26 protein-coding genes and 3 pseudogenes are annotated in these 26,982 nt (G+C 56.3%); 20 read left to right on the top strand and 9 right to left on the bottom strand.

Annotated elements, in window-relative coordinates:
- Nucleotides 1-8 precede the first annotated feature (8 nt).
- The 4 genes and pseudogenes from ACZ1G5_RS17380 to cysS all read right to left on the bottom strand — a co-directional run bounded on the left by ACZ1G5_RS17380 (nucleotide 9) and on the right by cysS (nucleotide 4,276).
- Complete coding sequence (locus ACZ1G5_RS17380; protein WP_472734036.1) at nucleotides 9-776, bottom strand: squalene/phytoene synthase family protein; 768 nt, start codon at nucleotides 774-776, stop codon at nucleotides 9-11.
- Nucleotides 773-1,228, bottom strand: coding sequence for a hypothetical protein (locus ACZ1G5_RS17375; RefSeq protein ID WP_472734035.1), 456 nt, complete (start codon nucleotides 1,226-1,228; stop codon nucleotides 773-775). Before ACZ1G5_RS17375 ends, ACZ1G5_RS17380 begins: the two co-directional genes overlap by 4 nt.
- Nucleotides 1,225-2,843 (bottom strand): annotated as a pseudogene (gene cimA, locus ACZ1G5_RS17370) (citramalate synthase). Before cimA ends, ACZ1G5_RS17375 begins: the two are co-directional and overlap by 4 nt.
- Nucleotides 2,843-4,276, bottom strand: coding sequence for a cysteine--tRNA ligase (gene cysS, locus ACZ1G5_RS17365; protein WP_472734034.1), 1,434 nt, complete (start codon nucleotides 4,274-4,276; stop codon nucleotides 2,843-2,845). The pseudogene cimA and the gene cysS overlap by 1 nt, the downstream one beginning before the upstream one ends.
- Before the next feature lie 79 nt (nucleotides 4,277-4,355).
- Here cysS and ACZ1G5_RS17360 point away from each other — a divergent pair, with 79 nt between their 5' ends.
- The 9 genes and pseudogenes from ACZ1G5_RS17360 to ACZ1G5_RS17320 all read left to right on the top strand — a co-directional run bounded on the left by ACZ1G5_RS17360 (nucleotide 4,356) and on the right by ACZ1G5_RS17320 (nucleotide 14,464).
- A complete protein-coding gene (locus ACZ1G5_RS17360; protein WP_472734033.1) occupies nucleotides 4,356-4,544 on the top strand; it encodes a hypothetical protein in 189 nt (62 codons plus the stop codon).
- Between the two features lie 385 nt (nucleotides 4,545-4,929).
- Nucleotides 4,930-5,829 carry a LysR family transcriptional regulator gene (locus tag ACZ1G5_RS17355; RefSeq protein ID WP_472734369.1) on the top strand — a complete coding sequence of 300 codons (900 nt, stop codon included), beginning with the start codon at nucleotides 4,930-4,932 and terminating at the stop codon, nucleotides 5,827-5,829.
- 95 nt (nucleotides 5,830-5,924) lie between these two features.
- On the top strand, nucleotides 5,925-8,003 hold the full coding sequence (locus ACZ1G5_RS17350) for a hydantoinase/oxoprolinase family protein (RefSeq protein WP_472734032.1): 2,079 nt from the start codon (nucleotides 5,925-5,927) through the stop codon (nucleotides 8,001-8,003).
- Nucleotides 8,004-8,007: 4 nt separating this feature from the next.
- Nucleotides 8,008-9,714 (top strand): annotated as a pseudogene (locus ACZ1G5_RS17345) (hydantoinase B/oxoprolinase family protein).
- A complete protein-coding gene (locus ACZ1G5_RS17340; protein ID WP_472734031.1) occupies nucleotides 9,711-10,922 on the top strand; it encodes an NAD(P)/FAD-dependent oxidoreductase in 1,212 nt (403 codons plus the stop codon). Before ACZ1G5_RS17345 ends, ACZ1G5_RS17340 begins: the two are co-directional and overlap by 4 nt.
- A complete protein-coding gene (locus tag ACZ1G5_RS17335) occupies nucleotides 10,922-11,716 on the top strand; it encodes an HpcH/HpaI aldolase family protein (protein ID WP_472734030.1) in 795 nt (264 codons plus the stop codon). Before ACZ1G5_RS17340 ends, ACZ1G5_RS17335 begins: the two co-directional genes overlap by 1 nt.
- Complete coding sequence (locus tag ACZ1G5_RS17330) at nucleotides 11,691-12,902, top strand: pyridoxal phosphate-dependent aminotransferase (protein WP_472734029.1); 1,212 nt, start codon at nucleotides 11,691-11,693, stop codon at nucleotides 12,900-12,902. Before ACZ1G5_RS17335 ends, ACZ1G5_RS17330 begins: the two co-directional genes overlap by 26 nt.
- A gap of 3 nt (nucleotides 12,903-12,905) precedes the next feature.
- The gene (locus tag ACZ1G5_RS17325) at nucleotides 12,906-13,742 is read left to right on the top strand and encodes an NAD-dependent epimerase/dehydratase family protein (protein ID WP_472734028.1); all 837 of its coding nucleotides are present in this window, start codon (nucleotides 12,906-12,908) and stop codon (nucleotides 13,740-13,742) included.
- Between the two features lie 14 nt (nucleotides 13,743-13,756).
- Entirely contained in the window at nucleotides 13,757-14,464 is a 708-nt protein-coding gene (locus ACZ1G5_RS17320) for an SDR family oxidoreductase (protein WP_472734027.1), read from the top strand.
- A 276-nt stretch (nucleotides 14,465-14,740) separates the two neighbouring features.
- Here the strand turns inward: ACZ1G5_RS17320 and ACZ1G5_RS17315 are convergent, their stop codons facing one another.
- Nucleotides 14,741-15,295, bottom strand: coding sequence for a DUF1697 domain-containing protein (locus ACZ1G5_RS17315; protein WP_472734026.1), 555 nt, complete (start codon nucleotides 15,293-15,295; stop codon nucleotides 14,741-14,743).
- Nucleotides 15,296-15,304: 9 nt separating this feature from the next.
- Between ACZ1G5_RS17315 and ACZ1G5_RS17310 the strand changes: the two genes are divergently transcribed.
- A complete protein-coding gene (locus ACZ1G5_RS17310) occupies nucleotides 15,305-15,637 on the top strand; it encodes an MmcQ/YjbR family DNA-binding protein (RefSeq protein WP_472734025.1) in 333 nt (110 codons plus the stop codon).
- Here the strand turns inward: ACZ1G5_RS17310 and ACZ1G5_RS17305 are convergent.
- Nucleotides 15,634-16,026: a VOC family protein gene (locus tag ACZ1G5_RS17305; protein ID WP_472734368.1), complete on the bottom strand. Its 393-nt coding sequence runs from the start codon at nucleotides 16,024-16,026 to the stop codon at nucleotides 15,634-15,636. The two genes, ACZ1G5_RS17310 and ACZ1G5_RS17305, sit on opposite strands and share 4 nt — an antisense overlap.
- A gap of 252 nt (nucleotides 16,027-16,278) precedes the next feature.
- Between ACZ1G5_RS17305 and soxR the strand changes: the two genes are divergently transcribed.
- The 4 genes and pseudogenes from soxR to ACZ1G5_RS17285 all read left to right on the top strand — a co-directional run bounded on the left by soxR (nucleotide 16,279) and on the right by ACZ1G5_RS17285 (nucleotide 19,847).
- Entirely contained in the window at nucleotides 16,279-16,722 is a 444-nt protein-coding gene (gene soxR / locus ACZ1G5_RS17300) for a redox-sensitive transcriptional activator SoxR (protein WP_472734024.1), read from the top strand.
- A gap of 32 nt (nucleotides 16,723-16,754) precedes the next feature.
- Nucleotides 16,755-17,930, top strand: a complete 1,176-nt coding sequence (locus tag ACZ1G5_RS17295) for a pyridoxal phosphate-dependent aminotransferase (protein ID WP_472734023.1) — start codon at nucleotides 16,755-16,757, stop codon at nucleotides 17,928-17,930.
- A gap of 50 nt (nucleotides 17,931-17,980) precedes the next feature.
- Entirely contained in the window at nucleotides 17,981-19,042 is a 1,062-nt protein-coding gene (locus ACZ1G5_RS17290) for a bifunctional transcriptional activator/DNA repair enzyme AdaA (protein ID WP_472734022.1), read from the top strand.
- Nucleotides 19,039-19,847 (top strand): annotated as a pseudogene (locus ACZ1G5_RS17285) (isocitrate lyase/PEP mutase family protein). The gene ACZ1G5_RS17290 and the pseudogene ACZ1G5_RS17285 overlap by 4 nt, the downstream one beginning before the upstream one ends.
- 99 nt (nucleotides 19,848-19,946) lie before the next feature.
- On the opposite strand, the gene ACZ1G5_RS17280 reads toward ACZ1G5_RS17285, so the two are convergent.
- Both ACZ1G5_RS17280 and ACZ1G5_RS17275 read right to left on the bottom strand, forming a co-directional pair.
- Nucleotides 19,947-20,576 carry an outer membrane protein gene (locus tag ACZ1G5_RS17280; protein WP_472734021.1) on the bottom strand — a complete coding sequence of 210 codons (630 nt, stop codon included), beginning with the start codon at nucleotides 20,574-20,576 and terminating at the stop codon, nucleotides 19,947-19,949.
- A gap of 204 nt (nucleotides 20,577-20,780) precedes the next feature.
- Nucleotides 20,781-21,896, bottom strand: a complete 1,116-nt coding sequence (locus ACZ1G5_RS17275) for an anhydro-N-acetylmuramic acid kinase (protein WP_472734020.1) — start codon at nucleotides 21,894-21,896, stop codon at nucleotides 20,781-20,783.
- A 64-nt stretch (nucleotides 21,897-21,960) separates the two neighbouring features.
- On the opposite strand from ACZ1G5_RS17275, the gene tyrS reads away from it, so the two are divergent.
- Entirely contained in the window at nucleotides 21,961-23,211 is a 1,251-nt protein-coding gene (gene tyrS / locus ACZ1G5_RS17270; RefSeq protein ID WP_472734019.1) for a tyrosine--tRNA ligase, read from the top strand.
- Here the strand turns inward: tyrS and ACZ1G5_RS17265 are convergent.
- Nucleotides 23,208-23,348 (bottom strand): hypothetical protein, encoded by a 141-nt coding sequence (locus tag ACZ1G5_RS17265; protein WP_472734018.1) that lies wholly within the window; start codon nucleotides 23,346-23,348, stop codon nucleotides 23,208-23,210. The genes tyrS and ACZ1G5_RS17265 overlap by 4 nt on opposite strands.
- A 46-nt stretch (nucleotides 23,349-23,394) precedes the next feature.
- Here ACZ1G5_RS17265 and ACZ1G5_RS17260 point away from each other — a divergent pair, with 46 nt between their 5' ends.
- The 5 genes from ACZ1G5_RS17260 to ACZ1G5_RS17240 are packed head-to-tail and all read left to right on the top strand — an operon-like array spanning nucleotide 23,395 to nucleotide 26,953.
- Nucleotides 23,395-24,213, top strand: coding sequence for a GNAT family N-acetyltransferase (locus ACZ1G5_RS17260; RefSeq protein WP_472734017.1), 819 nt, complete (start codon nucleotides 23,395-23,397; stop codon nucleotides 24,211-24,213).
- On the top strand, nucleotides 24,189-24,722 hold the full coding sequence (locus tag ACZ1G5_RS17255; protein ID WP_472734016.1) for a hypothetical protein: 534 nt from the start codon (nucleotides 24,189-24,191) through the stop codon (nucleotides 24,720-24,722). The genes ACZ1G5_RS17260 and ACZ1G5_RS17255 overlap by 25 nt, the downstream gene beginning before the upstream one ends.
- 9 nt (nucleotides 24,723-24,731) lie before the next feature.
- Nucleotides 24,732-25,583 carry a PhzF family phenazine biosynthesis protein gene (locus ACZ1G5_RS17250; protein ID WP_472734015.1) on the top strand — a complete coding sequence of 284 codons (852 nt, stop codon included), beginning with the start codon at nucleotides 24,732-24,734 and terminating at the stop codon, nucleotides 25,581-25,583.
- A 59-nt stretch (nucleotides 25,584-25,642) separates the two neighbouring features.
- Complete coding sequence (locus ACZ1G5_RS17245) at nucleotides 25,643-26,059, top strand: Fur family transcriptional regulator (RefSeq protein ID WP_472734014.1); 417 nt, start codon at nucleotides 25,643-25,645, stop codon at nucleotides 26,057-26,059.
- A gap of 3 nt (nucleotides 26,060-26,062) precedes the next feature.
- Nucleotides 26,063-26,953: a DMT family transporter gene (locus tag ACZ1G5_RS17240; protein WP_472734013.1), complete on the top strand. Its 891-nt coding sequence runs from the start codon at nucleotides 26,063-26,065 to the stop codon at nucleotides 26,951-26,953.
- Nucleotides 26,954-26,982: the final 29 nt, after the last annotated feature.

Genomic DNA, 26,982 nt, shown 5'->3' with positions numbered 1-26,982 from the left:
CGACGGGACTAACGCCACCAGCCGCGCAACGTCACATTCAAAAAGCGCAAGCTGTCGCGTCCCGGATTGATCAAAAGTGCATCCTGCGCCACCAAAGACGGGTTCGCGATCACCGCGCGCAGGATCGGGCGCGCATGATATCCCGCAATCAAAGCAGCAGAGGCAGCCTTGGACACTTGGTCAGGCGTATTTCTGGCGCGGTTCATACGGACAAGTGCGGATTCTGCCAAAGACTTTACAGCGGCCGGGGTCCCATCGACCAAAGGGCGCCGACCCTGCGCCTCAAGTGCCGGGATCGCTTGAAAGAAATTTGCCACGCCAACAGCATAGGCAAAATCACGGACAACACCCGCATCACAAGGCCCCAAAAGCCGCGCAGCCGTCAGCATCAGGTGACCCGAGGTCGCATCAACATAGCTGTCAAAATGGGCCCTGTCTTCAAAGGGGTCCTTGTAAATGTCCCAACGTCGCGCCGCGATCAAACCATCCAAGCACTGCGCGCCTTCCGCATCGAGGCACCCTGCAATCGCATCAACAACCTCGTGTTTGCGCACTGTGCCGTCCGCTGCGATCTCTTCCAGCGCATCCCGCCACCATTGCAGGCGCATCTCGGCGATCATGGCCTCTTGCGTCACCCAGGGCGCGCGCGCCACTTCGACATTAAACGCATAGAGCGGAAACAGGATTTGGCGGGCCGCAACAGGTGCCACCATCGTGGCGCGGAACCGTAGCGGATCCGCGCGTTCTACCAACTCAGCGCAAGCAATCACGCTCATTGAGCTGCCACCTCGGCGACTGTCGGAGGTTGCCATGGCGGCAACAACGCAAACACCGCCGCGCGTGTCTTTGCAAACTGGGCAGTCGTGCAACCGCCAGTCACCTCACTGCGACCGGCAATCGGCGGACTGACCCGCAGGATTTCTACGGTCATGTCAACAGCACAGCCGTTAGCTGCACCCGCAATCAATGTGGGAAAATCCTGCGACACGCGCGCGCGTGCCTCTGCGTAAGTTCCGACAGGCAGGGCAGACCAACTGATTGGTCGCATTGCACGATCATCGGCAACCGGCTTGTCCTGGCGCAGTGTGTCATTTGCGTAGATCGTAACCGATGCACGCCCCACCACTGCGCTCACGGATGAAAACTGCACATAGTCAGTTCCCTCAGGTGCCAAAGGGCCGGTCCCGCATCCGGCCAAAACCACGGCCCCGAGGATCGCCGCCCTCATACAGTCGCCCCGTCCCGGATCAGCTTCCAATTGATGGCATCAATCAGCGCATCAAAAGACGCATCAACGATGTTTGCACTGACACCGACGGTCGACCAACTGCGGCCCTGCCCGTCTTCGCTGTCAATGATCACGCGGGTCACGGCCTCGGTGCCGCCATTGGTGATGCGCACCTTAAAATCAACCAGCTGCATATCATCAATAATCGTCTGATATGGGCCAAGGTCTTTGGACAATGCACGCGCTAATGCGTTCACGGGACCTTGGTCTGATCCATCGGGCCCCTGACTTTCGCTCACGTTCAGCATCTTCTTGCCGCGCACTTTCGTGACGACAACCGCCTCTGAGATCGACACCATCTGGTTGCGCTTGTTCTTGCGCCGCTCAACGGTCACCCGGTAGCGTTTGACCTCGAAAAAGCGCGGCAAGGTGCCCAGTTCTTCGCGGGCCAGCAGTTCAAAACTGGCCTGAGCGGTGTCGTAGGAATAGCCCTGTGCCTCGCGTTCCTTGATTCGCTCCACGATCCGCGCCAGCGCGGGATCATCAGCCGGAACCTCGAGCCCGGCATCACGCAGGCGCGCCCGCAGATTTGATTGCCCTGCCTGATTGGACATTGGCACGATGCGGGTATTGCCAACAGCCGCAGGATCAACATGCTCATATGTGCTGGGATCCTTGGCGATGGCAGAGGCGTGCAGGCCCGATTTATGCGCAAATGCCGATGCGCCCACGTAAGGTGCCTGTTTCGCTGGAACGCGATTAAGAATGTCATCCAGCATGCGCGATGCACGACGCAGGCCCTTGAGTGCATCCAGTGATACACCTGTTTCAAACATGCTGGCGTAGGGCTCTTTTAGCAAAAGCGTGGGGATCAATGTCGTGAGGTTGGCATTCCCACAACGCTCGCCCAGCCCGTTCAATGTGCCCTGTACTTGTCGTGCCCCCGCCATGACCGCAGCCAGCGTATTGGCGACCGCATTTTCGGTATCGTTGTGGGTGTGGATCGCTAGGTGATCCCCCGGAATACCACTTGCGATGACGGCGTTGACGATCTGGGACACCTCATGCGGCAAAGTCCCCCCGTTGGTGTCACACAACACAATCCACCGCGCACCCGCACCATAGGCGGCATGGATCGCGTTGAGCGCATAGTCCGGGTTGCCTTTGTACCCGTCAAAGAAATGCTCCGCATCAAACAAGCCCTCGCGCCCTTGCGCCTTGATATGCGCAAAGCTGGCAGAAAGGTTTACGAGGTTTTCCTCTAGGCTGATCCCAAGCGCGGTCGTCACATGAAAATCATGCGCCTTGCCAACCAGACAGACCGCCAATGTCCCCGCATTCATCACCGCAGACAGCACATCGTCATTCTCGGCAGAGCGGCCCGCCCGCTTAGTCATGCCAAAGGCGGTAAAGGTCGCGTTGGTCTTTGGGGGGCTGCAAAGAACTCAGTATCTGTCGGGTTCGCACCGGGCCAGCCACCTTCGATGTAATCAAGGCCCAATTCGTCCAGCACAGCAGCGATCTGATGCTTTTCATCCGCCGAAAACTGCACTCCTTGGGTCTGGGCACCATCGCGCAAGGTCGTGTCAAAAAGGGAAAGACGTTCTTTTCCCATCACAACCCCTCCAACTTCGCGGCATCAAAATCCGGTCCCGGTACCCATGTCGCCTGCCCGCCAACATCTGTGACCTGCACACCCGCGGCGTTCAGAATGTCGCGCACCTCATCGGCGCGCGCCCAGTCCTTGGCCGCACGGGCAGTCGCCCGATCGGCGAGCAGCGCATCGACGCGTTCAGCAATGGCCGGGGCCACGCCAGCGCCAGCTTCGCCACCATCAAACTGCGGGATTGCGGCCCAATCATTAACCAGCCCCAACATTTGCAGCCCATGCGCAAAACCCGCCAAAGCGACAGGTGTCTTCGCCTTGGACAACACGTGCAATCGGGCCAAGGCACCCGGTGTGTTCAAATCATTGGCCAGCACGCCGATGAATTCCGCGTCCGGCACCCATTTGCCGTCGGCTTTTAGCGCCGTCACAAGATCAGGACCAAACCCATGCCCATGCAAAATGCCGTACCACTTGCGCAAAGTGGCATCCGCCTCGATCCGCCGGGTTTCGGTCCAGTCCATTGTCTTGCTGTAATGCGTGCCCAGAAAGACCATGCGGATGACTTCACCGGGAATACCCTGATCCAGCAGATCGCGGACGGTAAAGAAATTGCCCAAGGACTTGGACATCTTCTTGCCCTCGACCTGGAGCATCTCATTGTGGATCCAATAGCGAGCGAATTCGCCATGCGGGTGGGCGCAAGCTGATTGCGCAATCTCGTTTTCATGGTGCGGGAATTGCAGGTCGTTGCCGCCGCCATGAATGTCAAAGCTTTCACCAAATAGCTCAAACGCCATGGCAGAACATTCAATATGCCAACCCGGACGACCGTACCCCCACGGGCTGTCCCATCCCGGCACACCATCAGGCGACGGCTTCCAAAGGACAAAATCCATCGGGTTACGCTTGTAAGGGGCAACCTCCACCCGGGCGCCCGCAATCATATCATCTGTATCGCGGCCTGACAGCGCGCCATACGCGGCATAACTATCAACAGCAAAGAGCGCATGGCCTTCGGCGGCATAGGCATGCCCTTTGGTGATCAAATCTTCGATCATCGCAATCATATGGGGGATATGATCCGTCGCGCGCGGCTCATGCGTTGGACGCTGCGCACCCAACGCATCCATATCGTCGTGATACCAGCCGATTGTCTCGGCGGTGATATCGCCAATCGCACGGCCCGTCTCTGCGGCGCGGGCGTTGATCTTGTCATCAACATCCGTGAAATTGCGCACATAGGTTACGTGATCATCGCCATAGACCTCTTTTAGCAACCGAAAGAGCACATCAAACAGCAGAACATTGCGCGAATTGCCCAGATGCGCACGGTCATAGACGGTCGGTCCGCACAGGTACAAACGCACGTTTCGCGGGTCAATCGGAACAAAGTCCTCGCGCTTGCGGGTCTTTGTATTGTTCAGGCGGATGGTCGTCATAGGGGCCTCGCACGAGCTTACGCCGCGGGCTTACCAAGATCAGTTCTGTTATGAAACGACAAAGAGCAACCCGCGACAGATGTCAGCAGATAATAATGCAGCAAATAATGATGCAGGTGTTCTTCATACCAGATTGATAGCAGGTGAACGTCTGTTCGTCCAGCCGCATGCAGTGCTGCCGCGCTGCACTGCAAAGCGGATTCTGCCGCAACAATGCCCAGAAGTATCTTTATTGTTTCCGTATTCTGCCCAGTTTTCGGCAGATTGAACCAATAGACATCCAATATGATGTTAATCGACTTCCATAAGTATGCGCGCAAGCGGACCGAAAAGGTACAGCCCAGTACTCAATCATCCGCTGATATGCTGTTGGCGATATCGATCCGACGCACAACGCTGTCGTTTGAATTCGCGCGTTCCGCAGCCGCGAACGGCGCGACATTGGACAAGACATCCCATCTACCATCAAAACGAAGTTCGTGATCTGAACATCGCAGGGCTTACTTCGACCTAAACGGTTCACTGCTTTGCGATCGGATTCGCCATCTTACGACCACGTTTCCGTCCCGCCGCTTGAAATGCGCTGAATGGCCTTGCCCACTTGATTTGAACGTATAAGCTGACAATCACCTTTCTCTATCAGCTTGGCAGAAATGATCAAAAGTCAGATCACGTTCAAACAACTCGAAGCTTTCGCTTTCGTCGTTGATGCAGGCACTTTTCGCGCGGCGGCCTCTGCGCTTGGCACCACCCAACCCAACATTTCCGCACGCATCACTGCCCTTGAAGCCGCGCTTGACGTCACATTGTTGATCCGTGACGCAGGATCGGTGCGTTTGACGCTTGACGGAGAGAAGTTGCTACAAAAAACGCGTGAGGTTTTATGGGCCGGGGAAGCGCTTATCGAAGAAGCTGGCCGGCAAGAACTCATCGAAGAAACCCTAAGGCTCGGCGTCACGGAACTTGTCGCCTGCACATGGTTGCAGCGTTTCCTACGACTTATGCGGGAAGCCTACCCCAATATTCGGGTCCAGCTTGAAGTTGATCTTTCAACAGCGATTGATACGCGTCTTATGCAAGGGCAACTTGATTTGGCGCTGCAAACCGGGCCTTTCAAATCGAAGAGCTTTGCAAGTCACGCCTTGGGACAAGAGCATTATTGCTGGGTCGCGAACTCCGATTTGGTCCAACAAGTCACTGCGGCACCGTCCCTGCCAGAGCTGCTGGACCTGACAATCCTCACCCATGCAAAACATACGCAAGCTTGCGCATCCCTGCATCGCACTGCGGCCGAACTGGGGCTGAGGAGCGAGCGCATCGTCCATTCCAGCGCCTTGTCTGCTTGTCTACCGATGGTCCTTGAGGGCTTGGGCGTTGCTTTATTGCCGGAACGGTTGGTCAGGTCCGAGATTGCGGCAGGTGATCTGCACAAAGTGCATGCCGATTGGCTGCCAGATCCCCTATTGTTCTTTGCGCGCTACGCCCCCGCGCGCACCGCGCGTTATGTTGAAAGGGCCGCGCAGATAGCAAAGGACGCAATGCAAATACATTAGATCATTAAAAGTGATCAGGGTGGAAAATTTAATCGATTTGATTATTGGCTGGATTTCGGGCCACCTGCCAGAGTAACCCATTGCAGGAGCCCACGATGGCAGCTCGTTCCATCCGCCTCGGCGTCGATATCGGCGGCACTTTCACAGATGTTGTTCTGGAGAAAGACGGCGTCCCGTTTTCGACCAAGGTTCTGACGACCTACGCAGCACCTGAAAATGCAATTATTGATGGCATGCATCAGGTCTGTGCAAAAGCCGATATTGCCCCCTCCCAGATTGACCAGATCATTCACGGCACCACGTTAGCGACAAACGCCCTGATCGAGCGGCGGGGTGCAAAAACTGCCCTGATCACAACCGAGGGCTTTCGGGATGTGATCGAAATGCGCACTGAAAGCCGGTTTGAGCAGTATGATCTGAACCTCAACCTGCCAGACCCATTATTGCCGCGGCAAATGCGGTTCACTGTGGGTGGTCGCGTCGATGCCAATGGTCACATACTCGTTGATATCGACCGCGCAGAGGTTGAGGCCGTCGTGGATCAGATTGCAAAGGCGGGTTTTGAAAGTGTCGCGGTCGGTTTGATCCACTCGTATCTGAACCCGACGCATGAACAGCTGGTCCGTGATGTTTTGACGGAAAAGCTCCCCGATGTCGCGGTGTCCATTTCGTCCGAGGTTTCGCCGCAAATGCGCGAATATGAACGTTTCAACACTGTGGTTGCCAATGCCTATATCAAGCCGTTGATGGCATCTTATCTTGGTCGCCTTGAGGGTCGCCTCAAGGCTGAAGGCGTAGCGTGCCGCATTTTCCTGATGCATTCCGGCGGCGGGATTATCTCGATCCAGAACGCGGCAGACTTCCCGGTGCGTTTGGTCGAATCTGGTCCTGCTGGCGGGGCCGTTTTCGCCGCTCACATCGCGGCCCGCTATCGTCTGGACAAAGTGCTATCCTTTGACATGGGCGGCACAACCGCCAAGATCTGCCTGATCAAGAACCAGACCCCAAAAACCAGTCGTGTTTTCGAAGTGGCGCGGACGTACCGGTTCAAGAAAGGTTCCGGCATGCCAATCTCGATCCCTGTCATTGATATGGTCGAAATCGGTGCAGGTGGCGGATCGTTAGCCCATGTAGACGCCTTACGCCAAATCCGCGTCGGGCCCGAAAGTGCGGGCTCAGAACCCGGTCCTGCATGCTATGGCCGCGGCGGAACGCGGCCCGGTGTGACGGATGCAGATCTTGTTCTTGGCAAGCTTGATCCCGAAAACTTTGCAGGTGGTTCGATCAAGCTGCATCCCGATGCATCCAAGTCCGCGCTATCGCACCACGTCGGAGACACGTTGGACATGGACGCGGTAGAAGCCGCTTTTGGCGTGGCCGAAGTGGTGGACGAAAACATGGCAAACGCCGCGCGTGTCCATGCTGTCGAGAACGGTGAGGATTTGTCTGAATACACCATGATCGCTTTTGGTGGCGCAGCACCGCTGCATGCCGGGCGCTTATGTGAAAAGCTAGGTGTGGATCGGTTGTTGGTACCGCCCGGTGCCGGTGTTGGTTCGGCAATTGGTTTCCTGCGCGCACCTTTCAGCTTCGAGGCCAACCGCTCAGTCTATATGAAGCTGTCTGACTTCGACGGTGACCGTATCAAGACGCTGCTGGCCGACCTGCAATCCGAGGCGACGGCATTTGTACGTACTTGCGACGACGTCAGTCCCATCCTGTCAGAGTTCAAGGTGTATATGCGTTATACGGGACAGGGTTGGGAAATTCCGATTGCACTGACAAAGGCCCAAGCCATGAACCCGGACGCGGCCACGTTCGAGGCACGGTTCATCGAAGATTACACCAAGCTTTTTGGTCGCCCCGTAGAAGGCATGGATATTGAAATCACGGTCTGGTCCGTCAATGCGACGACACCGCCAGAAGAGGTCGCAAGGATCGCAGAAACCACTGGCGGTACCGAGGCCGCATCAACAGGCGCGCGGGCGTTGTTTGATGCCGCGACTGGTAAGTATCTGGATGCAAAGATCGTGAAGCGCTTTGAGATGGAAACAGGACAGCGCGCGGCGGGACCCGTTGCTGTCGTCGAGGATGAAACCACGATCATCGTACCCGCAAGTCGGGATGCGATCCGACAGCCTGACGGCTGCATCGACGTTATGAAAAAGGGATAGGACGATGGCACAAGAACATTCAAAAGTCGCCTATCAGGTGATGTGGAACCGCTTGATTTCGGTCGTGGAAGAACAGGCGCAGGCCTTGGTGCGCACCGCCTTTTCGACGTCGGTCCGTGAGGCAGGTGACCTGTCGGCAGGTGTCTATGACGTTGACGGCAACATGCTGGCGCAGGCTGTCACTGGCACGCCGGGGCACGTAAACGCAATGGCCGACGCTGTGGCCCATTTCATCAGGCGGATCGGGCGCGACAACATTCATGACGGCGATGTCTATATCACGAATGATCCGTGGGAAGGTACTGGCCACCTGCATGATATCACGATGGTGACGCCCTCTTTCCACAATGGCGCCTTGGTCGGATTCTTTGCCTGCACAGCCCATATCGTTGATATCGGCGGGCGCGGCTTTGGGGCTGATGCGCATTCGGTCTACGAAGAAGGCCTCTACATTCCAATCATGAAGTTCGCCGACAAGGGCGCGGTTGACGAAACATTGACCCGCATCATCCGCGGCAATGTGCGTGAGCCCGACCAGTTGATCGGCGATATTTATGCGCTGGCCACCTGCAACGAAATCGGCCACCGACGACTGGTCGACATGATGGAAGAGTTCAGCCTCGATGATCTGAATGGCATTGCGACCTTCATCCTCGACAACTCACGCCGCGCGACGATTGAGCGGATCGCAGCCCTGCCCCAGACGTCGGCAGAAGGCGAAATGACAATGGATGGTTTTGACCGTCCAATTACCCTCAAGGTAAAGGTCAGCGTTGAGGGCAATAAGATCGTATCAGATTTCACGGGCTCGTCCGGCCTTGATAAAAAAGGCATCAACTGCCCGCTGGTCTATGCCAAGGCTTATGCCTGTTACGCGCTCAAGGTCGCGATCGCACCTGAAATTCCAAATAATGCCGCATCACTGGCACCGTTTGAGATCGCAGCACCCGAGAACTCAATCGTAAATGCGTTGCACCCTGCCCCTGTTGCATTGCGACATATCGTTGGGCATTTCGTACCGGATGCAGTCTATGATGCGTTTGACAAGATCGTGCCGGGTTTGGTCCCCGCTGAGGGTGCGGGCTGTCTATGCAACTTTCAGGTGTCGCTGCGCCCCCGTACCGACGCGCCCGCCCCTGCCGGTGCACGACGCTCTGAGGTTCTTACGTTTAACTCTGGCGGATCCGGCGCGCGGCCTGAACATGACGGGCTGAATGCGACGGCGTTTCCATCCGGTGTCATGACAATGCCGATCGAAGCGACCGAACATGCAGGCCCCGTCATTATCTGGCGCAAGGAACTGCGCCCCGATTCAGGGGGCTGGCAAAACGCGCGGCGGTCTTGGTCAATATATGGAAGTCGGGGCACAGGAAGGGCATGAGTTCGACATTCAAGCCATGTTCGATCGTGTCGACCACCCGGCACGCGGCAGGCGCGGTGGGGGCGCTGGCGCGCCGACGACTATCGTTCAAGACGACGGCACAGCCATGAATGGCAAGGGCAAACAGTTCGTAGCCCATGGACGCAAAGTCGTCATGGCCTTTCCCGGGGTGCTGGCTATGGCGATCCGGCAGAGCGGTCCAAGGATCTTGTCAAACGGGATCTTGCACGCGGGTATATCTCTGCTGAAACTGCCGGCAAAGATTATAACCTGTCCGCAGCAGATATTGCCGACGTCGAGGCCGCCGTTGCGCGAGGAGATACCGTATGAAAACGCAAACACCAAAAAGCACATCCTATGACGTCGTGATTGTCGGCGGGGCGATGATGGGTGCCTCGGCCGCATGGTTCCTATCCGATGACAAAGACTTCGATGGCAAGGTCTTGGTCGTGGACCGCGATCTGAGCTATGAAAACACGTCTACCATGCACACCAATTCATGCATGCGACAGCAGTTCTCGGGCGAATTGAACGTGCGGATCAGCCAATTCGCAGCCGATTTCGTCAAAAACCTGCCGCGCTATATGGGTAACGACGACCGCGTGCCGGACCTGTCGATCCGGTCGTTTGGCTACATGTATCTGGCCGACAGCGCAGGCTTTGCGGATGTGCTGCGCGAAAACCAGAAGGTCCAGCTGAACTGCGGCGCAGCAACGCAATTGATGACGCCTGATCAGATCAAGGCGGCCTATCCTTTCTACAATGTGGACGACATCGTTCTCGGGTCGATCAATCTGATTGATGAAGGGTTATGGGACGCGACTGCTGTTTTCGATTGGTGGCGCAAGTCAGCACGCGAACGCGGTGTCGAATACGTCGAAAACGAAGTTATCGCAGTCACAAAAAACGCGGCGGGCACACGCATCGAAAGCGTGACGCTGAAATCTGGTGATGTCATCAGCTGCGGTCAGGTCCTGAATGCATCCGGGCCGCGCGCTGCCGCAACCGCGCAAATGGCCGGGATCGAAATCCCTGTAGAGCCGCGCAAGCGCTACTCATGGATATTCTCGGCCGAACAACCGCTGGATCGCGACCTACCGCTTACGATCGACCCTTCTGGTGTGCACGTTCGCGAAAACGGAGGTGGCACATATCAGTGCGGTGGCCACTCCGACATTGATCCGGCGGTCGACTATGATGATTTCATCATGGATCATAGCATTTGGGAGAGCCATGTCTGGCCAATCCTCGCGACACGTATTCCACAGTTCGAAGCGATCAAGGTCACGTCAGAATGGGCTGGTCACTATGCCTACAACACGTTTGATCACAACGCGATTTTGGGACCGCACACACAGATCGAGAACTTCTTCTTCCTCAATGGTTTTTCTGGACACGGGCTGCAGCAATCCCCTGCCATGGGCCGCGGCATTGCCGAAATCATGGTGCATGGTGGCTACAAAACCCTCGATATGTCGCAGTTCCACTTTGACCGCATCCCAGCGGGTCGAAAAATAATTGAAAAGGCAATTATCTGATGAAGCTGGCAAAAAACGCCTTCACCGATGCACTTGCCACGGGTGAAAAGCAGGTTGGTCTCTGGATCAGCCTGTGCAGCAATTTTGTTGCAGAAGTCACGGCGCCCGCGGGCTACGATTGGGCGCTCATCGATATGGAGCACAGCCCCAACGACTATTTCAGCGTCTTGGGGCAGTTGCAGGCTTTTGCGGCAAGCGAAACGACGGCGATCGTCCGGGTTGAATGGAACGATACGGTTGCAGTCAAGCGCCTGCTGGATCTGGGCGCACCGGGCATTTTGTTTCCAATGATCCAATCGGTCGACGAGGCCAAGACAGCCGTCGCGGCAACCCGCTATCCACCTCACGGCGTGCGCGGCGTCTCAGGGGCGACACGGGCGACGAAGTTCGGCCGGGTGAGCGACTATATTGCGCGGATTGAAGACGAAACAGCCGTCCTTTTGCAACTTGAGACCCGTGCCGCTGTTGAGCAGGCTGAGGCTATCGGTGATGTCGACGGCATCAGCGGTATCTTTTTTGGACCCGCTGATATTGCCGCTGATCTGGGCAAACCGGGCAAGCCGATGGACACAGAAGTGTGGGAACTTATCAGACCTGCAGCCAAGAAACTGATCGCAAAGGGTGTCCCTGTCGGCACCCTTGTTCTTGACCCGGCCTTCGCGACAGCGTTGCTCAACGATGGCTTTACCTTTGTGGCTTGTGGGACAGATGCCAGCCTTTTGGCAAAGGCGTCCGATCATCTACTGGCAACCGTGAAAGGGGGCTTGCGTGATTTTCGCCGCGTCCCGCCTTGATCCAGTTAAGCCATCTGCCTCTGCCTGGGTCAGCCAAGCCGCCAAGGAAGCCAAAAACCGCGGCGAAGATGTTATCGACTTGGGTCTCGGAGAACCGGACTTCGATACCCCCGCCCATATTGTCGAAGCCGCACACCAGGCTGCATTGCGCGGAGAGACGCGATATCCCCCAACCAATGGCACCCTCGAAATGCGCAAGGCGGTTGTCGACAAGCTGCACCGCGAGAATGCCTTAGACTATGCGCTCGACGAAGTAATCGTTTCGAACGGAGCCAAGCAGGTGTTGTTCAATGCGATGATGGCGACGCTAGAGCACGAGAATGAGGTATTGATGTGCGCACCATACTTTGGTCAGTACAAAGATATCGTCCTTATTCTTGGTGGTCGCCCCGTTGTCATGAAATGCCCTGCCCAAAACGGGTTTCGCGTGACATCAGATCAGCTGGAGGCAGCGATAACACCAAAGACACGCTGGATCATGCTGAACCTGCCATCAAATCCCGCGGGCGCTGTCTATTCCGAAGATGATCTTAAGGCCTTGGGCTCCGTACTCGAGAAGCATCCCAATGTGCTGATCCTGTCTGACGAGATCTATGAACATATATTGTTTGATGGTAGGCAATTCGTCTCTTTTGCTGCGGCTAACCCTGCCTTGAAGAACCGCACATTGACGGTCAACGGCGTGTCCAAGGCCTATGCCATGACGGGTTGGCGCATTGGCTATGGTGCCGGAACAAAGCCGCTGATCATCGCCATGACAAAAGTACAAAGCCAGATTTGTTCGGGGGCCTGCGCAGTTGCCCAGGCTGCTGCCGCTGCCGCACTGAATGGCCCACAAGACGCCGTACGTGCGTTATGTCAGGCATTTGAGGCACGCCGCGATCTTGTTGTGGACCGTGTGTCAAGGATTGATGGTCTGACGCTTAATCCGCCGGGTGGTGCATTCTATGGTCTCATTGGCTGTGCTGACCTTATCGGCGCCCGGACTGAAGATGGCGTCACGCTGTCGGATGATGCTGAGGTCACGGCTTACCTTCTGCAAGACGCAGGCATCGCCGCCGTCCCCGGAAGTGCTTACGATTTATCTCCTTTTTTCCGCATTTCAACAGCAGCCTCTCTGGATGTTCTGGACCACGCGATGGATCGTATTGCCACATCCGTCGCAAAACTCGAAAGAAAGATATAACCCATGAAAAAACTTGTCCTGACCGGCGCTGCTGGCCGACTTGGCTCTTACCTGCGCGAACCGATGTCAAAGATGTGCGACGAGCTGGTGTCTACCGACATAGTCGATGATATCGGCACGCTTTATCCCGGCGAAACCTATGCCAAAGGTGATCTGGCCAGCCTTGATGATATGATGCACGTCCTTGAAGGGGCCGACATGGTCGTTCACATGGGCGCCTATGCTGATGAAGGTCCGTTTGAAAAACTGCTCGGCCCCAACTTTGTCGGTGCCTACAATATCTGGGAAGCCGCCTATCAACATGGCCTCAAGCGGGTCATCTATGGCAGCTCTATCCATGCCGTTGGGATGCATGCCAAGAATGACTTTATCGACACTGATGTGCGGCATCGTCCTGATACGTTCTATGGTCTGGCGAAGTGTTTTGCCGAAGACCTTGGGTCAATGTACTGGGACAAGCGCGGGTTAGAGAGCGTGCACATGCGGATTTTGTCGTGCGCGCAAGTCACCAATGCCCGCGCGCTTGGGTCATGGCTGTCCTACGACGATCTCATTCAGCTTGTACAGCGCTGCATCGAGACACCCGTGACCGGCTTTTCCGTCGTTTATGGTGTGTCAAACAACGACCGCGTTCCCGTTGACAATGCAAAAGCCAGCTTTTTGGGATATCGCCCCAAGGACAACGCCGAAAAATTCGCCGCTGCTATTCTCGCCGAAACCGCACCAATGGATAGCCAGGACCCCGGCAACATGTGCCACGGGGGGCCGTTCGCCGCAGTTGAATTGGGCAACAGCGGCGTGGCCACTATGAATATTATCAACGACACCAAGAAAACCTGAATAGGAGAGCAACAATGTCAGACGTCAAAGTAGCACTGATCACCGCTGGCGGGTCCGGTATGGGCGCAGACAGCGCGCGGGCATTGGCTGCCGATGGGTTTAAGGTGGGTATCCTTTCATCCTCTGGCAAAGGCGAGGCTTTGGCAAAAGAACTTGGTGGTGTCGGCATCACCGGCACGAACAAATCTGACGAAGACCTGCAAAGGCTAATCGACGCGGCGATGGATCATTGGGGCCGCATTGACGTGCTTGTCAATTCCGCCGGACACGGCCCGCGCGCGCCGGTTTTGGAGCTGACAGACGACGACTGGCATGAGGGCATGGAGGTTTACTTCCTCAACGCCGTGCGTCCTTCTCGCCTCGTAACCCCGATCATGCAAAAGCAGGGCGGCGGCGCGATCATCAATATCTCGACCTTTGCGGCGTTCGAGCCAAATGCCGTCTTCCCAACATCAGGTGTGATGCGCGCCGGCCTTGCGGCGTTCACCAAGCTTTTTGCCGACAAATACGCGGCTGAAAACATCCGCATGAACAATGTGTTGCCCGGCTTCATCGATAGCCTGCCGGAAAAAGAAGAATTCCGTTCAATGATCCCGATGGGTCGCTACGGCAGTTCACGCGGCGAAATCGCTAGCGTTGTTGCGTTCTTGGCGTCTGAGGGCGGTGCATATATCACGGGCCAGAACATTCGCGTTGATGGCGGCATTACGCGATCCGTGTGACAATACAGCCAGCGCCGAAAGCGTCGCTAATCGAAGCGGTTCGGCGCTGGCTCTTCATTTGGGGCCCCGTCCGGTTGTCTTGCGCGGCCGGTCGCAAAAGGCGCATTGAATTCCCTTATTTGGAAATGTGTTTCCAGTCGCGTGTCCGGCAGTGTCGGCAGCGGGTTAAGCCGCCTATTCCAAAAGCATCGTGATGATCATCCGCTCACGATCAATAAACGAATTACTGGTCAATTTGACGGCCGCGCGTTCAGGATAATCCGCAAACCAGCCGCCCTATGCGTCCAGCAATGCAACCATCTTAACAACTGTATTCAAGTTTCGCGCGGTTGCCTCGATACCAATCAGCTTTTCCATCTTTGCAGCAAGCTTTGACCGCCCGATGCCGTCCGGCGCATAGAGCCAAACCGTCCGCCCGACGACAGCCACCTGTTCGGTATCTGATTTCAGCTTTGCTATGCCCGCATGGTCGATCCGCGGAGCCTCGTAGCAGAGATAGGCGTGCACCAGTTTGCCATCTTCCGCAGGGAACGGACAAGACACCAGCACATCGCGCATCATCTGTTCGCCCAAAACCAGTACCGGGACGTCATAGCAAAATTCTGCATTTATGGCGCCCGCTATCCGCGCCGCCAGCGTCTCAGCATCACCATCTGCCGAAAAAACCACATTCCCGGATGCAATATAGGTCTGAACGTCAGTCGCCGACGTTTTGCCGACCAGAAGCGCACGCAAATCAGCCATCGGGATTTTCCGATGCCCGCCGACGTTAATCCCACGCAAAAAAGCAACCCATTTGACCATCTTGTCAGCCTTCTGCTCTTGCGTCATCCTAGCGTTATGTCACGCAAACTCGTCAATACACTCTGTGCGGCGCACCCCGGTGCGACCGCCGCTGATCCTGCAACGGAATTGGACAGCTGGAAAGTCGGCGGCAAGATGTTCGCCTGCTTTGGTGATCGGATCGATGGCGTTTGCCTGAAAACCGATAGCGTCGAAACTGCGGCGATGCTCATCGACGCTGGTGCCGCAACCAAAGCCCCCTATTTCCATAAAAGCTGGGTCCTGGTCGGTTTTGACAGCGCCGAAGATGAGTTACGCCACCGCATCGCTGTGTCGTACGACATCATCTTTAAGGCGCTGCCAAAGAAGGTTCGGGATGCGATTGGTTAGGCATAGCTGATCACCTCGACCTCAACCCCGTCGCTATCGTGGAAATAGAACCGGCGGCCTGGCTCATAATCAGCGTGACTAGTCGGCGTAAATCCCAACGCTTTTACCTTGGCCTCTATCAGATCAAGGTCATCAACAACGATGCCCACATGGTTTAACCCACCGCGTGTCAGATAGCTTGCATCAGTTTTGGGGACCTTTTGCGTCGGCGCGGAACCAGAATAGACCGCAATATAGCTGTCGTCTGTACCGACATGCACGGTGTAACCCTGCCCATCCATGGATGCGCCCTCCCAACGGGTGTGCCACCCGAATAAATCCGTCAGCATAGCTGCGGTTTTCCTTGGGTCCGACACGGTAATGTTAACATGTTCCAGATGGGCCATGATCACGTTCTCCTTTTGAGTGATTTTAGCATGCGGGCGATCCTGCGAGGTCGTTTATTGGGGGCAATGTCATGAAAGCATCCGCATTCAAGATCATGTCCCCATCCCAATCCATCGCGTTTCATCGCGCTCAGCGCCTCTGGATCTGCGCAGTAGCGTGTAGTGGTCCATCGGAACATGGCGTTTCTCCTCTTTCCAACCGATTTCGAATCTGTTGTAATTTCTCAAGTTAACTTTAGATCAAGGAATTTTTTCGTGACCCAAGGTCTAACCATCGGAGATCTCGCTGCGCGCACCGGCCTCGCGGTGTCTGCAATCCGATTTTATGAGACACATGGTATCGTTAAACCCGTGCGCAATCAGGGCGGCCATCGCAGATATGGCCGGGCCGATATTCGCCGATTGTCCTTTGTCATGGCCGCGCAAAAACTAGGTTTTTCATTGGCGCAAATCGCCCCCCATTTGCGCCGCCTGCCCGATCACAAAGCCCCTACCAAGGCCGATTGGACCCGGATCAGCAGGACGTTCCGCAGTGATATTGATGCCCGAATTGCCGCTCTGGAAGATCTGCGCGATAAGCTGGATGGCTGTATCGGCTGCGGTTGTCTGAGCTTGGAGAAATGCGCACTCTACAATCCCGCAGACATCAAAGGCGCAGACGGTACTGGGCCCCGCAATTTGATCGGCATGGACTCTTGACTTCACCCTGAATTCGCCGTTCCCCTCGCGGGATGGAATTATCCAATCGCATCACACAGATCACCGGTGGCGGCTCGGACGGGTGGGACGTCTTCTATAAGGCACGCCGTATGATCGCGGATGGCGTGCCGGTGACAGAACTCACTATCGGTGAACATGATATCCGCACGCATCCAGACATTCTCGACGCGATGCATACGGCAGCATTGGGTGGGCATACGGGCTATGCGATGGTCCCGGGCACCCATGAATTGCGCAAAAGCGTCGCGGCGCGGATTGCGGCCCGGACCGGGGTCGCGACCACGGCCGATAACATCCTGATCACGCCGGGCGGGCAAGCAGCGCTCTTTGCCGCACATATGGCGGTCTGCGATCCCGGCGATACGGCTGTCTACATTGATCCATACTATGCGACCTACCCTGGCACGATCCGTGGCGCAGGGGCCGTGCCAAGAGCCTTGGTCACCACTCCGGACACAGCGTTTCAACCAACATTGGACGCCTTGATCAAAGCCACAGTGGGGGCCACGTCCTTGTTGATCAACACCCCCAACAACCCGACAGGTGTGGTGTATTCTCGCGACACCTTGCAGGCGGTTGCTGACGCCTGCATGCAAAACGACCTTTGGCTGATCTCGGACGAGGTTTATGACACGCAAGTCTGGGAAGGCCCCCATATCAGCCCGCGGAGCCTGCCTGACATGGCGCAACGCACGCTTGTCGTAGGCTCCATGTCAAAAAGCCACGCGATGACCGGCAGCCGCGTCGGCTGGGTATGCGGACCAGAAGATACAATCAGCCACATCATCAACCTGGCGACCCACACGACCTATGGTGTTGCGGGTTTTGTGCAAGACGCCGCCGATTTTGCGCTGCACCAAGGTCAGTCCGTCGAAGAACAGGTTGCCGCACCGTTTCGCCGACGCCGTGATCTGACGATGAAAGCGCTTGAGGGGCAAAATGTGCTCCGCGCCGTTCCCGCCCAGGGCGCGATGTATGTGATGCTCGATATTCGTGCGACTGGTATGGATGGCGAAGGTTTTGCCAATACGCTGCTCGATGCCGAACATATCGCTGTGATGCCCGGCGAGAGCTTTGGGCAGGCCGCTGCTGGCCACATCCGTGTCGCGATGACGATTGCCGATGAAAAGTATGTTGATGCATTGTCGCGTCTGATCGCCTTTGCCCGGACACGCGCGTCAGAGTAAGCGCCCGATTTCAGGCGGCACTGACGGATAGAATCGGTTAGAACTGGGTCATGATGTTTGACCTACCTGACGATGATACACTTTATGCGGCCCTCCTTGATCGCGATGCCAACTACGATGGACGCGCCTTCGTTGGCGTGTCTTCGACAGGAATATTTTGCAGACTGACCTGCCCTGCCCGCAAACCAAAGCGCGAAAACTGTCATTTTTACAGTGATATAGAAAGCTGTCTTCAGGCTGGGTTTCGCCCGTGCAAACGCTGCCATCCGCTCCAATCCGCAGCACAAAGCGATCCGGCCATTGCGCACCTTGTGGCCGCACTCGACGAAAGGCCCGACCATCGCTGGTCCGAAGCAGACGTCACGCGTATGGGATATGACGCATCGACTATCCGGCGTGCGTTTAAGCGTAATTTCGGCATGACTTTTCTGGAAATGGCGCGCGCACGGCGCTTGGCGCACGGGTTCACAGCCCTTCAGACCGGATCGGTTATTGCAGCCCAGCTAGACTCTGGCTTTGACAGCCCCTCTGCATTTCGCGCAGCTTTTGCAAAGATGATGGGATTGGCCCCCGGACGTCTGGCCCAAGACGCGCTGCTCCGTGCCGATCATATCAAGACACCGCTGGGTGATATGATCGCAGTCTGCGACACCCGCGCACTGCATCTTTTAGAATTTGCTGATCGTAAGGCGCTGCCGTCCGAAATGAAGCGTCTGCACAAGGCCGCCAAGGGAAGCATCGGCATTGGACGGTTCGATACGCATGATCAGATCGCGGCTGAACTTGATGCATTCTTCGACAAGACCTCTGATGTGTTCACAACCCCCCTCGCCCTGCATGGCACGCCCTTTACCCGCGAGGTCTGGCAGGCGCTGCGCAAAATCCCGGCTGGCGAAACCCGCAGCTACGGGGCTGTCGCGAAAGAGATTGGCGCACCACAAGCAACACGTGCGGTTGCCCGCGCCAATGGCGCTAATCAGATCGCAATCGTTATTCCATGTCACCGTGTGATCGGAGCTGACGGATCACTGACAGGATACGGCGGTGGCTTGTGGCGCAAGCAACACCTCATCGCGCTTGAAAAACACTACGCTGACAGGAGACAGCCATGACACATACCGCAGAGACCTTCCGCGCCCTTCACGTCAAGGGCGACCCGTTGCTGATGATCAACGTGTGGGACAAGGGAACGGCCAAGATGATGCAGGCGATGGGTGCAAAGGCGCTTGCCACATCCTCGGCGGCACACGCCTTTACCATCGGCCGGCCCGATGGCGGCACCCTGTCCCGGGACGAAGTACTTTCTCATGCCGAAGACATCGTATCCGCCACGAAGCTACCTGTGCAGGGCGACTTTGAGAACGGCTTTGGCGATGATCCCGAAACCTGCGCAGAAACAGTCAAATTGGCTGCAGAGGTGGGGCTTGCGGGCATTTGCATCGAAGATACGGCGCTGCCGGAAGAGGCTGCTTATGGATTCGATTTAGCGGTTGAACGGATTGCTGCCGCCGCGGCCGCGGCCCGCGCCCTATCGCATGACTTTGTGCTGACGGCGCGCGCCGATGGCATTTTGACCGGAGCCTACGACACGGACGAAGCCATTCGCCGGTTGGTAGCATTTGAGGCTGCTGGTGCGGATTGTCTATATGCACCCCTCCCCCAGACATGGACGCGTTGGTTCGCATTTGCGCGGCAACAACAGCACCCGTCAATGCGCTGGTTGCGGGACAGTTCACCCAAGAAACGCATGGCCAATTTGCCAGAGCAGGAGTTGCGCGCATCTCCTTGGGATCTTCGCTGGCAAGGGTCACACATCGTGCGATGTATGATGCGGCACGCGCGATGATTAGCATGGGGGATTTTGCAAATCTTGGCAAAGGGATCAGCAGCGACGTGATCGATAAAATGCTGCAATAAAAAGGGCCTGCCAGATTTATGGCAGGCCCTGAACAAGCATCCAGCGCAAGTGTTTTTGGGGAAGGGACAGTGCTGATGGATGCTTATGCTGTTCTTACCTTAGAACTTGAATGACGCGCGCAGCGACAATGTTGTTGCGTCAACATCAGCGCCATCCACGTCAGCGACGTCCTCAAACTGGTGCTGGAGCACTTCACCACCCACCAAGAACGCATCGCTCAGCATGTATGAGACACCCAGCCCTGCAAAGCTGCCATCTGTTTCGCCATCAAGATCGTCCGTAGTTTGCAGACGCGCAACACCAGCTGTCACATAGGGCATGATCTGCCCGGCATCATAGCCCAGACGCAACTTAGCGCGAGCCACGGATTCAACCTCCGCGTCTGGCGTATCAATTTCAATGTTTGATCCATCAAAGTCGAGTTCACCACCAAGGACAAGTGAACCCAGATCGTAGTTATAGCCTGCATGAACACCATAGACGGCACCCGATGGATCATCATCGTCCTCGATCGCATCTGAGTCCAACTGACCATAACCCAGTTGGCCACCAGCATAAAAGCCAGTCCAGTCGTTGCCCGTCACGATTGGGGCTGGTGCGACAGGTACAGGTGCAGGTGCCGGGGCGGCAACAGGCTCTGACAAGCCGCCAGCGGACGCCATACCTGCGGCCAATGCCAAAGGTGCAGCCAACATGCTCGTGCGGGCGATTTTAAATGTCGTTTTCATTTTCTTCTCCGTTAATCCGGTTGTCGTGTTCGGTACAAGTGGCATGCATTGCGGCACGTGCAACGGGCCTCACGCCGCTGTGAATCGGATCGGCAGGATTGAGCGGAGGCCAGACGGAAAACTCGGCCAATCCTCGCGCACATTTGCAACAATTACGTCAAATAGGCGTGATTGTGCGCCAATCGGCGGGTTTTAGCGCCTATTTCAAGGAATTTGGCCGGCGGGCTTGAATGGTCGCGCAACCCTCCCGCCGGTCATGGGACTGGGGGCACCCGTGGTGCGAGGGCCCGAAATCGGAAGGCCGCGGGCAACCCGCACAGCCAAATATGCAAAGGCTTGCGCCTCAAGCATGTCGCCGTCGAGGCCTACGTCTTCGACAGGCTGCACATCGCACGGCAAACAGTCCGCCAAACCGGCCATCACCGTCCTGTTGTGCCGTCCACCGCCAGTGACCAACATCGTGCTCGGCATGGCTGGACAAATAGCGATGGCGACCGCAACCGTTTGCACGACAATTTCGGCTAGCGTCGCTAAGGCATCCGTATCGCCAAGCGAAGCAACAGCGATAGACAAGTCGGCAAAGCTATCGCGGTCCAGTGACTTTGGAGCCGGTTGCGCAAAATAGGCATTTGTCATGAAATCCCCAACCACACGCCTGTCCACGTGCCCCATCGCGGCCAAGGCACCATCGAGATCATAGGCCAACCCTCTGCGCGTGCGCATCAGATCATTCATTGGTGCATTTGCGGGCCCGGTATCAAAGGCCAGCAGTGCTTCGGGATCAGTTGGATCGTCACACGTCGAGTCAATCCATGTGATATTGCCGACGCCGCCAAGGTTCAGAAATGCGAGCGGCGTGTCCGCCTCGATCCATTTCGCCAGAGCAAAATGATAGAATGGTGCCAGTGGCGCACCCTGCCCGCCAGCCGCTACATCATTGGTGCGGAAATCCCATGCAACCGGATAGCCCAATGCATCTGCAAGCCTCTGCCCATCACCGCATTGATGCGTACCGTGCCCGCCAGGATCATGGGCCAGTGTCTGACCATGAAAACCGGCGATATCAACCAAACCAAGTGGCGCCATGACATCAAGATGCTGGTCCTCGACAAGCCGAACGGCATCAGCCACGTCATCATCCTGCCAGCTGCCCAGATGTGCCTTGATCACCTTTTGTTGCTCGACAGTGTACGCGCTGTAGGATGATGCGCCAAACCCATAAATACGCTCGCCATCCGTCTCCAGTACCGCAGCATCAACGCCATCAAGCGACGTTCCCGACATTGTCCCCAAAGCTCTGACCACACCTGCCCGCAACATCCGCTTTCCCTATGCCACCGTCCTGCTTATAGAGTGCACTTAAGACAGACGCAGGAACAAGCCAATGACCTACCATCCCAAATCCGATTTCATGAATGTCATGATGACGCGCGGCTTTCTGGCCGATTGCACGGATTATCAGGGACTGGATGAGGCGCTGAGCAAAGGTGTTGTCCCTGCCTACATTGGTTTCGATGCAACGGCAAAGTCACTGCACGTTGGGTCACTGATCCAGATCATGATGATGCGCTGGTTGCAAAAAACCGGACATAAGCCAATCACCCTGATGGGTGGTGGCACAACAAAAGTGGGCGATCCATCGTTCCGTGCGGATGAACGTCCTTTGCTGGGCCCCGATCAGATTGACGACAATATAGCAGGCATCAAGCAAGTCTTTGCCGCCTACTTGAACTATGGCGATGCCCCGACAGATGCGATGATGATCAACAACGCGGAGTGGTTGGATGGTCTTAACTACCTCGACTTTCTGCGCGACATCGGGCGGCATTTTTCGATCAATCGCATGCTGTCGTTTGAGAGCGTAAAGTCGCGGCTGGACCGGGAACAATCACTGTCGTTTCTTGAGTTCAACTACATGATTTTGCAGGCCTATGACTTTTTGGAGCTCAACCGCCGCTATGGCTGTCTGTTGCAGATGGGTGGGTCGGACCAATGGGGTAATATCGTCAATGGGATCGACCTGACGCGCCGGGTGCTTGACCAAGAGATTTTTGGTCTCACGTCGCCCCTCCTGACCACCAGTGACGGCAAGAAGATGGGCAAATCCCAATCCGGTGCCGTTTGGTTGAACGCTGACATGTGCAGCCCTTACGAATTCTGGCAGTTCTGGCGTAACACGACTGATGCAGATACAGGCCGGTTCCTCAAACTCTACACTGAGTTACCTGTTGAAGAATGCGACCGACTTGGCGCTTTGGAAGGGTCTGACATCAACGCAGCGAAAATCATCCTCGCCAATGAGGTGACAACGCTTTTGCATGGTGCCGAGGCTGCTCAGGCGGCCGAAGCAACATCCCGCGAAGTCTTTGAAAAAGGCGGTGTTGGGGATGACCTGCCGACACTTACCCTTTCGGCGGATGAGGTGGGCGATGGCATCTCTATTGTGCAGCTGATCGTAAAGTCGGGCCTTGCCAAAAGCGGCAAGGACGCCAAACGCCTGATCAAAGAAAATGGGGCCAAGATGAATGACGCCGCTTTGACCGAAGCGGGGCTTATCCTTGATATCGACGCCCTTGCACAGCCCATCAAGCTAAGCGCTGGCAAGAAGCGCCACGCTCTGGTCCAACTTGGCTAAAGCAGCAGTAAGTCTACAAAAAGGATCGTCACCGCGATTGGAAAAGTAATAAGTGCCGCCAGTACCGCGGCACCCAGGATCGTCGGTTTTGCAGCAGGCGCGTGCACACCGGAAACAGGTTTCGTCTTTTTTGTCATGCCCCCGTTAACCACAGCTTAGGTTTCAAATGGCTTAACAACCGGCATGATAGCTGAGCCGACCCTCCCTTTTCAGCAGCACCAATATTTTGCCACGGCACTGCGACGCATGGGGCGGCAGGTGCAACTGGTTGACATTGCGGGTGCCGCACCTGTGCTGGCCGTGCGGCAATTTGGACAGCTCATGGCCTCTCGTGGTCCGGTTTGGCAGGATACTGCGGCTCATACGACTGGGCTTGCCAGGTCAGGCCTGCGGATCATTAATGCCAACACGCCCGATGATCTGGCACTGCGCGCCGCAGGGTTCCGGCGTCTGATGACCAATGGGTTCGTGGCAGAACTTGATCTGCAAGGGACAGACAGCGATCTCATCGCCATGATGAAACCCAAATGGCGTAACATCTGGCGCAAAGCACAAGACGCGCCATTCAAGATCAGTCAGACAACATTTGACCCGATTGCGCATGCGTGGCTTCTAAAGGCGGACATCGCGCAGCAACGAGCCAAAGGGTTCCGGGCTCTACCCCATGCGCTCATCACAGCCTATGCAGACTGTCATCCCAATCATGTCAGCGTTCTCACCGCCACCGAAGGCGGCTTGCCCATCGCTGCCATGTTGTTTTTGTTGCATGACCCGGTTGTGACCTATCATGTCGGTTGGACCACACCACGTGGCCGCACGCTTGGCGCACACCACCGCATGATCATCGAAGCCACAAAAATACTCTGGCAACAAGGGTTTCATCGCCTGGACCTTGGCACCATTGATACCGAAAATGCGCCCGGCCTCGCCCGTTTTAAGATTGGCACAGGCGCGCGCGTGCGCGCGCTGGGCGGGACATGGATGCGACTGCCCGGTCGCTAACACTGGCCCGCATTGACAGGGGTGCTAAGCCAAAGCCAACACCGAGCGAAAGCCAAAGTATGACGCTTCTCCAGATTACCTCGCTTCTTACCGTGCTCGCCGGGGGCTTTGGCGCAATCAACCATATATTTTTGACGGTGCCGTCCGCCATTGGCATCGTGGTTGTCTCGCTTGTGGGCTCTTTTGCGGTGATGCTGCCTGATTGTGTAGTCGCCATGCTTGGGGTAGCAGATGTTTTGCCTGCAACTGTCCTTAACATCGTGTTCTCAAATGCACCGTTCGGAGCAATGATAGGCCTGTTGTTGTTTGCTGGCGCACTGTACGTCAAATCGTCGGATCTCAATCGTGAATGGGTTGTGCTCGCTTTGATGGCGAAAGTCAGCATCGCCTTTGCTTTGGCTGCGCGACTGGCCGCTGTCGCCGTTCCCATTTTAGGTTTGCGTCCGTTCCGCGGTTTTGCGACAGGCCTAACCGTCGCCAACAGCGCCAAACCCAAGACCGCATCTTAAGGAAAACCAATGACCAACTACTTTGTCTATGACGTCTTCACCGACAGCGCGTTTGGTGGCAACCAACTTGCCGTGATCCCCGATGCAACCAAGTTGCAAGAGGACCAACTCCAAATGATCGCGCGCGAGTTCAACTTTTCGGAAGTGACCTTTGTCTATCCACCCGAGGATCCCGCCCATACCGCAAAAGTGCGGATCTTCACGCCCACGCAGGAACTGCCCTTTGCCGGGCACCCAACGGTTGGCACAGCAATTGCGTTGCGCGACGAAGGGCATGTCGGCGATATGGTTTTGGAACTTGGTGTTGGGCCCATTCCCTGCAAATTTGCAGACGACATTGCGTCATTTACCGTAGCTGCCCCGTTGGAGCGATTGGCAACGCCCGATCCTGCGGTGATTGCTGCTGCATTGGGGCTCCAGCCTGCAGCGATCAAGTCTGATACGCACGCACCCGTGCAAGCAAGCGTTGGGTTGCCTTTTGTCATTGCTGAACTGCATGACAAAAGTCAGCTGAACGCTTGTGCTCCGGTCATCGACGTAATGCGCGAAGGCGCTAAACACCTGTCTGCCGGGATCAGCTTTGCGGTTTTTGCTTATATCAGAGATGGTAACAACATTGAGGCGCGGATGTTTGCACCACTTGGCAACATCCCCGAAGACCCCGCAACCGGAAGCGCATCTGCCGCGCTTGCCGCCCTGCTGACCGATACGTTGAACCAAGACCTGACCCTTCGCATCCTACAGGGCGAAGCAATGGGCCGTCCGTCACATATTTTCGCAGCCACCAAGCAGGGAAAATCCATCGCCGTCACCATCAGTGGAAAGGCCGTGCGGACAATGCAGGGCACTCTTCTGATCTGACCCACTGGAAACCAGCCGCATGCGCCGTTATCACGGACATATGCTATGACGAGGCCTGTATGACGACCATTCTTGAACGCTGCGAAGCAAACGGACTGCGTATGACCGATCAGCGGCGTACGATTGCATCTGTTTTGCAAGATGCCGCCGATCATCCGGACGTCGAGGAACTTTATAATCGTGCCGCCGCAGTGGATCCAAAAATCTCATTGGCGACGGTGTACAGAACGGTCAAGCTTTTTGAAGAGACAGGCATTCTGGAGAAGCATGAATTCGGCGACGGGCGCGCCCGCTATGAAGCGGCTGACCGCGACCACCATGACCATCTGATCGATGTACATTCAGGAGAGGTGATCGAGTTCGTTGACCCTGAAATCGAGGCACTGCAAGAACGTATCGCGGCCAAACTTGGGTATCGCCTGATGGGACACCGGTTGGAACTCTATGCCGTCCCTCTGACCAACAAGGACGACTGATCTTTGGACAATATCCGTGGTGCGGCCTTTATGGTCTTTGCGATGTTCTGCTTTGCGGTGGAAGATGCGTTGATCAAAGCATTGGCCGGCGCTCTTCCTGCGGGGCAAGTACTCGGTATTATCTGCTTTGGTGGGTTTGCGGCCTTTCTGGTCTGGTCTGCAACCCAGGGCCAGCAGCTTTGGCAAACGGCCTATCTGAACCCCAAAGTCATCATCCGCAGCGCGTGCGAGGTCGTCGGATCGTGCTTTTTCGTCTCCGCACTCGCACTGATCCCGCTGACCACTGCTTCCGCCGTGATCCAGGCGACACCATTGGTGGTGGCAATGGGGGCGGCGCTGTTTCTGGGCCAAAGCATCGGTTGGCGCCGCTGGATTGCAATTGTCGTGGGGTTTGTCGGCGTGTTGATCATCATCAGACCCGGCATGGATGGCTTTGTTCCGGCGACTTTGCTGGCGGTGGGCGGTATGCTGGGCCTTGCTGCCCGCGACCTGATCACCCGCAGTCTGACGGTTGACTTGACCGGGCCGCAACTGGGCATTCATGCCTTCGGCATGGTGACACCTGCGGCATTTCTATTGGTTGTCTTGCAAGGCCAGTCCTTTGTCATGCCAACCGCACCGCAATGGGCGCTGCTTGCCGCCGGTATCGCCGTCGCGATGCTGGCCTATCTGGCGATCATTACGGCCACGCGTCAGGGCAATGCCGGGATCATCTCTTCTTTCCGCTATAGCCGCATGGTTTTTGCACTGATCGTCGGCTACATCGCATTCAGAGAAATCCCTGACGCGGCCACCTTGATTGGGGCGGCCGTTGTCATTGCCTCTGGCATCTTCACCTTGTGGCGCGAGGCACGTTTGCGCCGCGCTTCCCTTACGGAAAATCCCGCGCTATAGAAGCGCTGATATCGCTAACAGACCCCCCA

The sequence above is a fragment of the Yoonia sp. JB2-21 genome, assembly GCF_055693545.1.
This window is presented reverse-complemented; position numbering and strand designations above follow the sequence as displayed.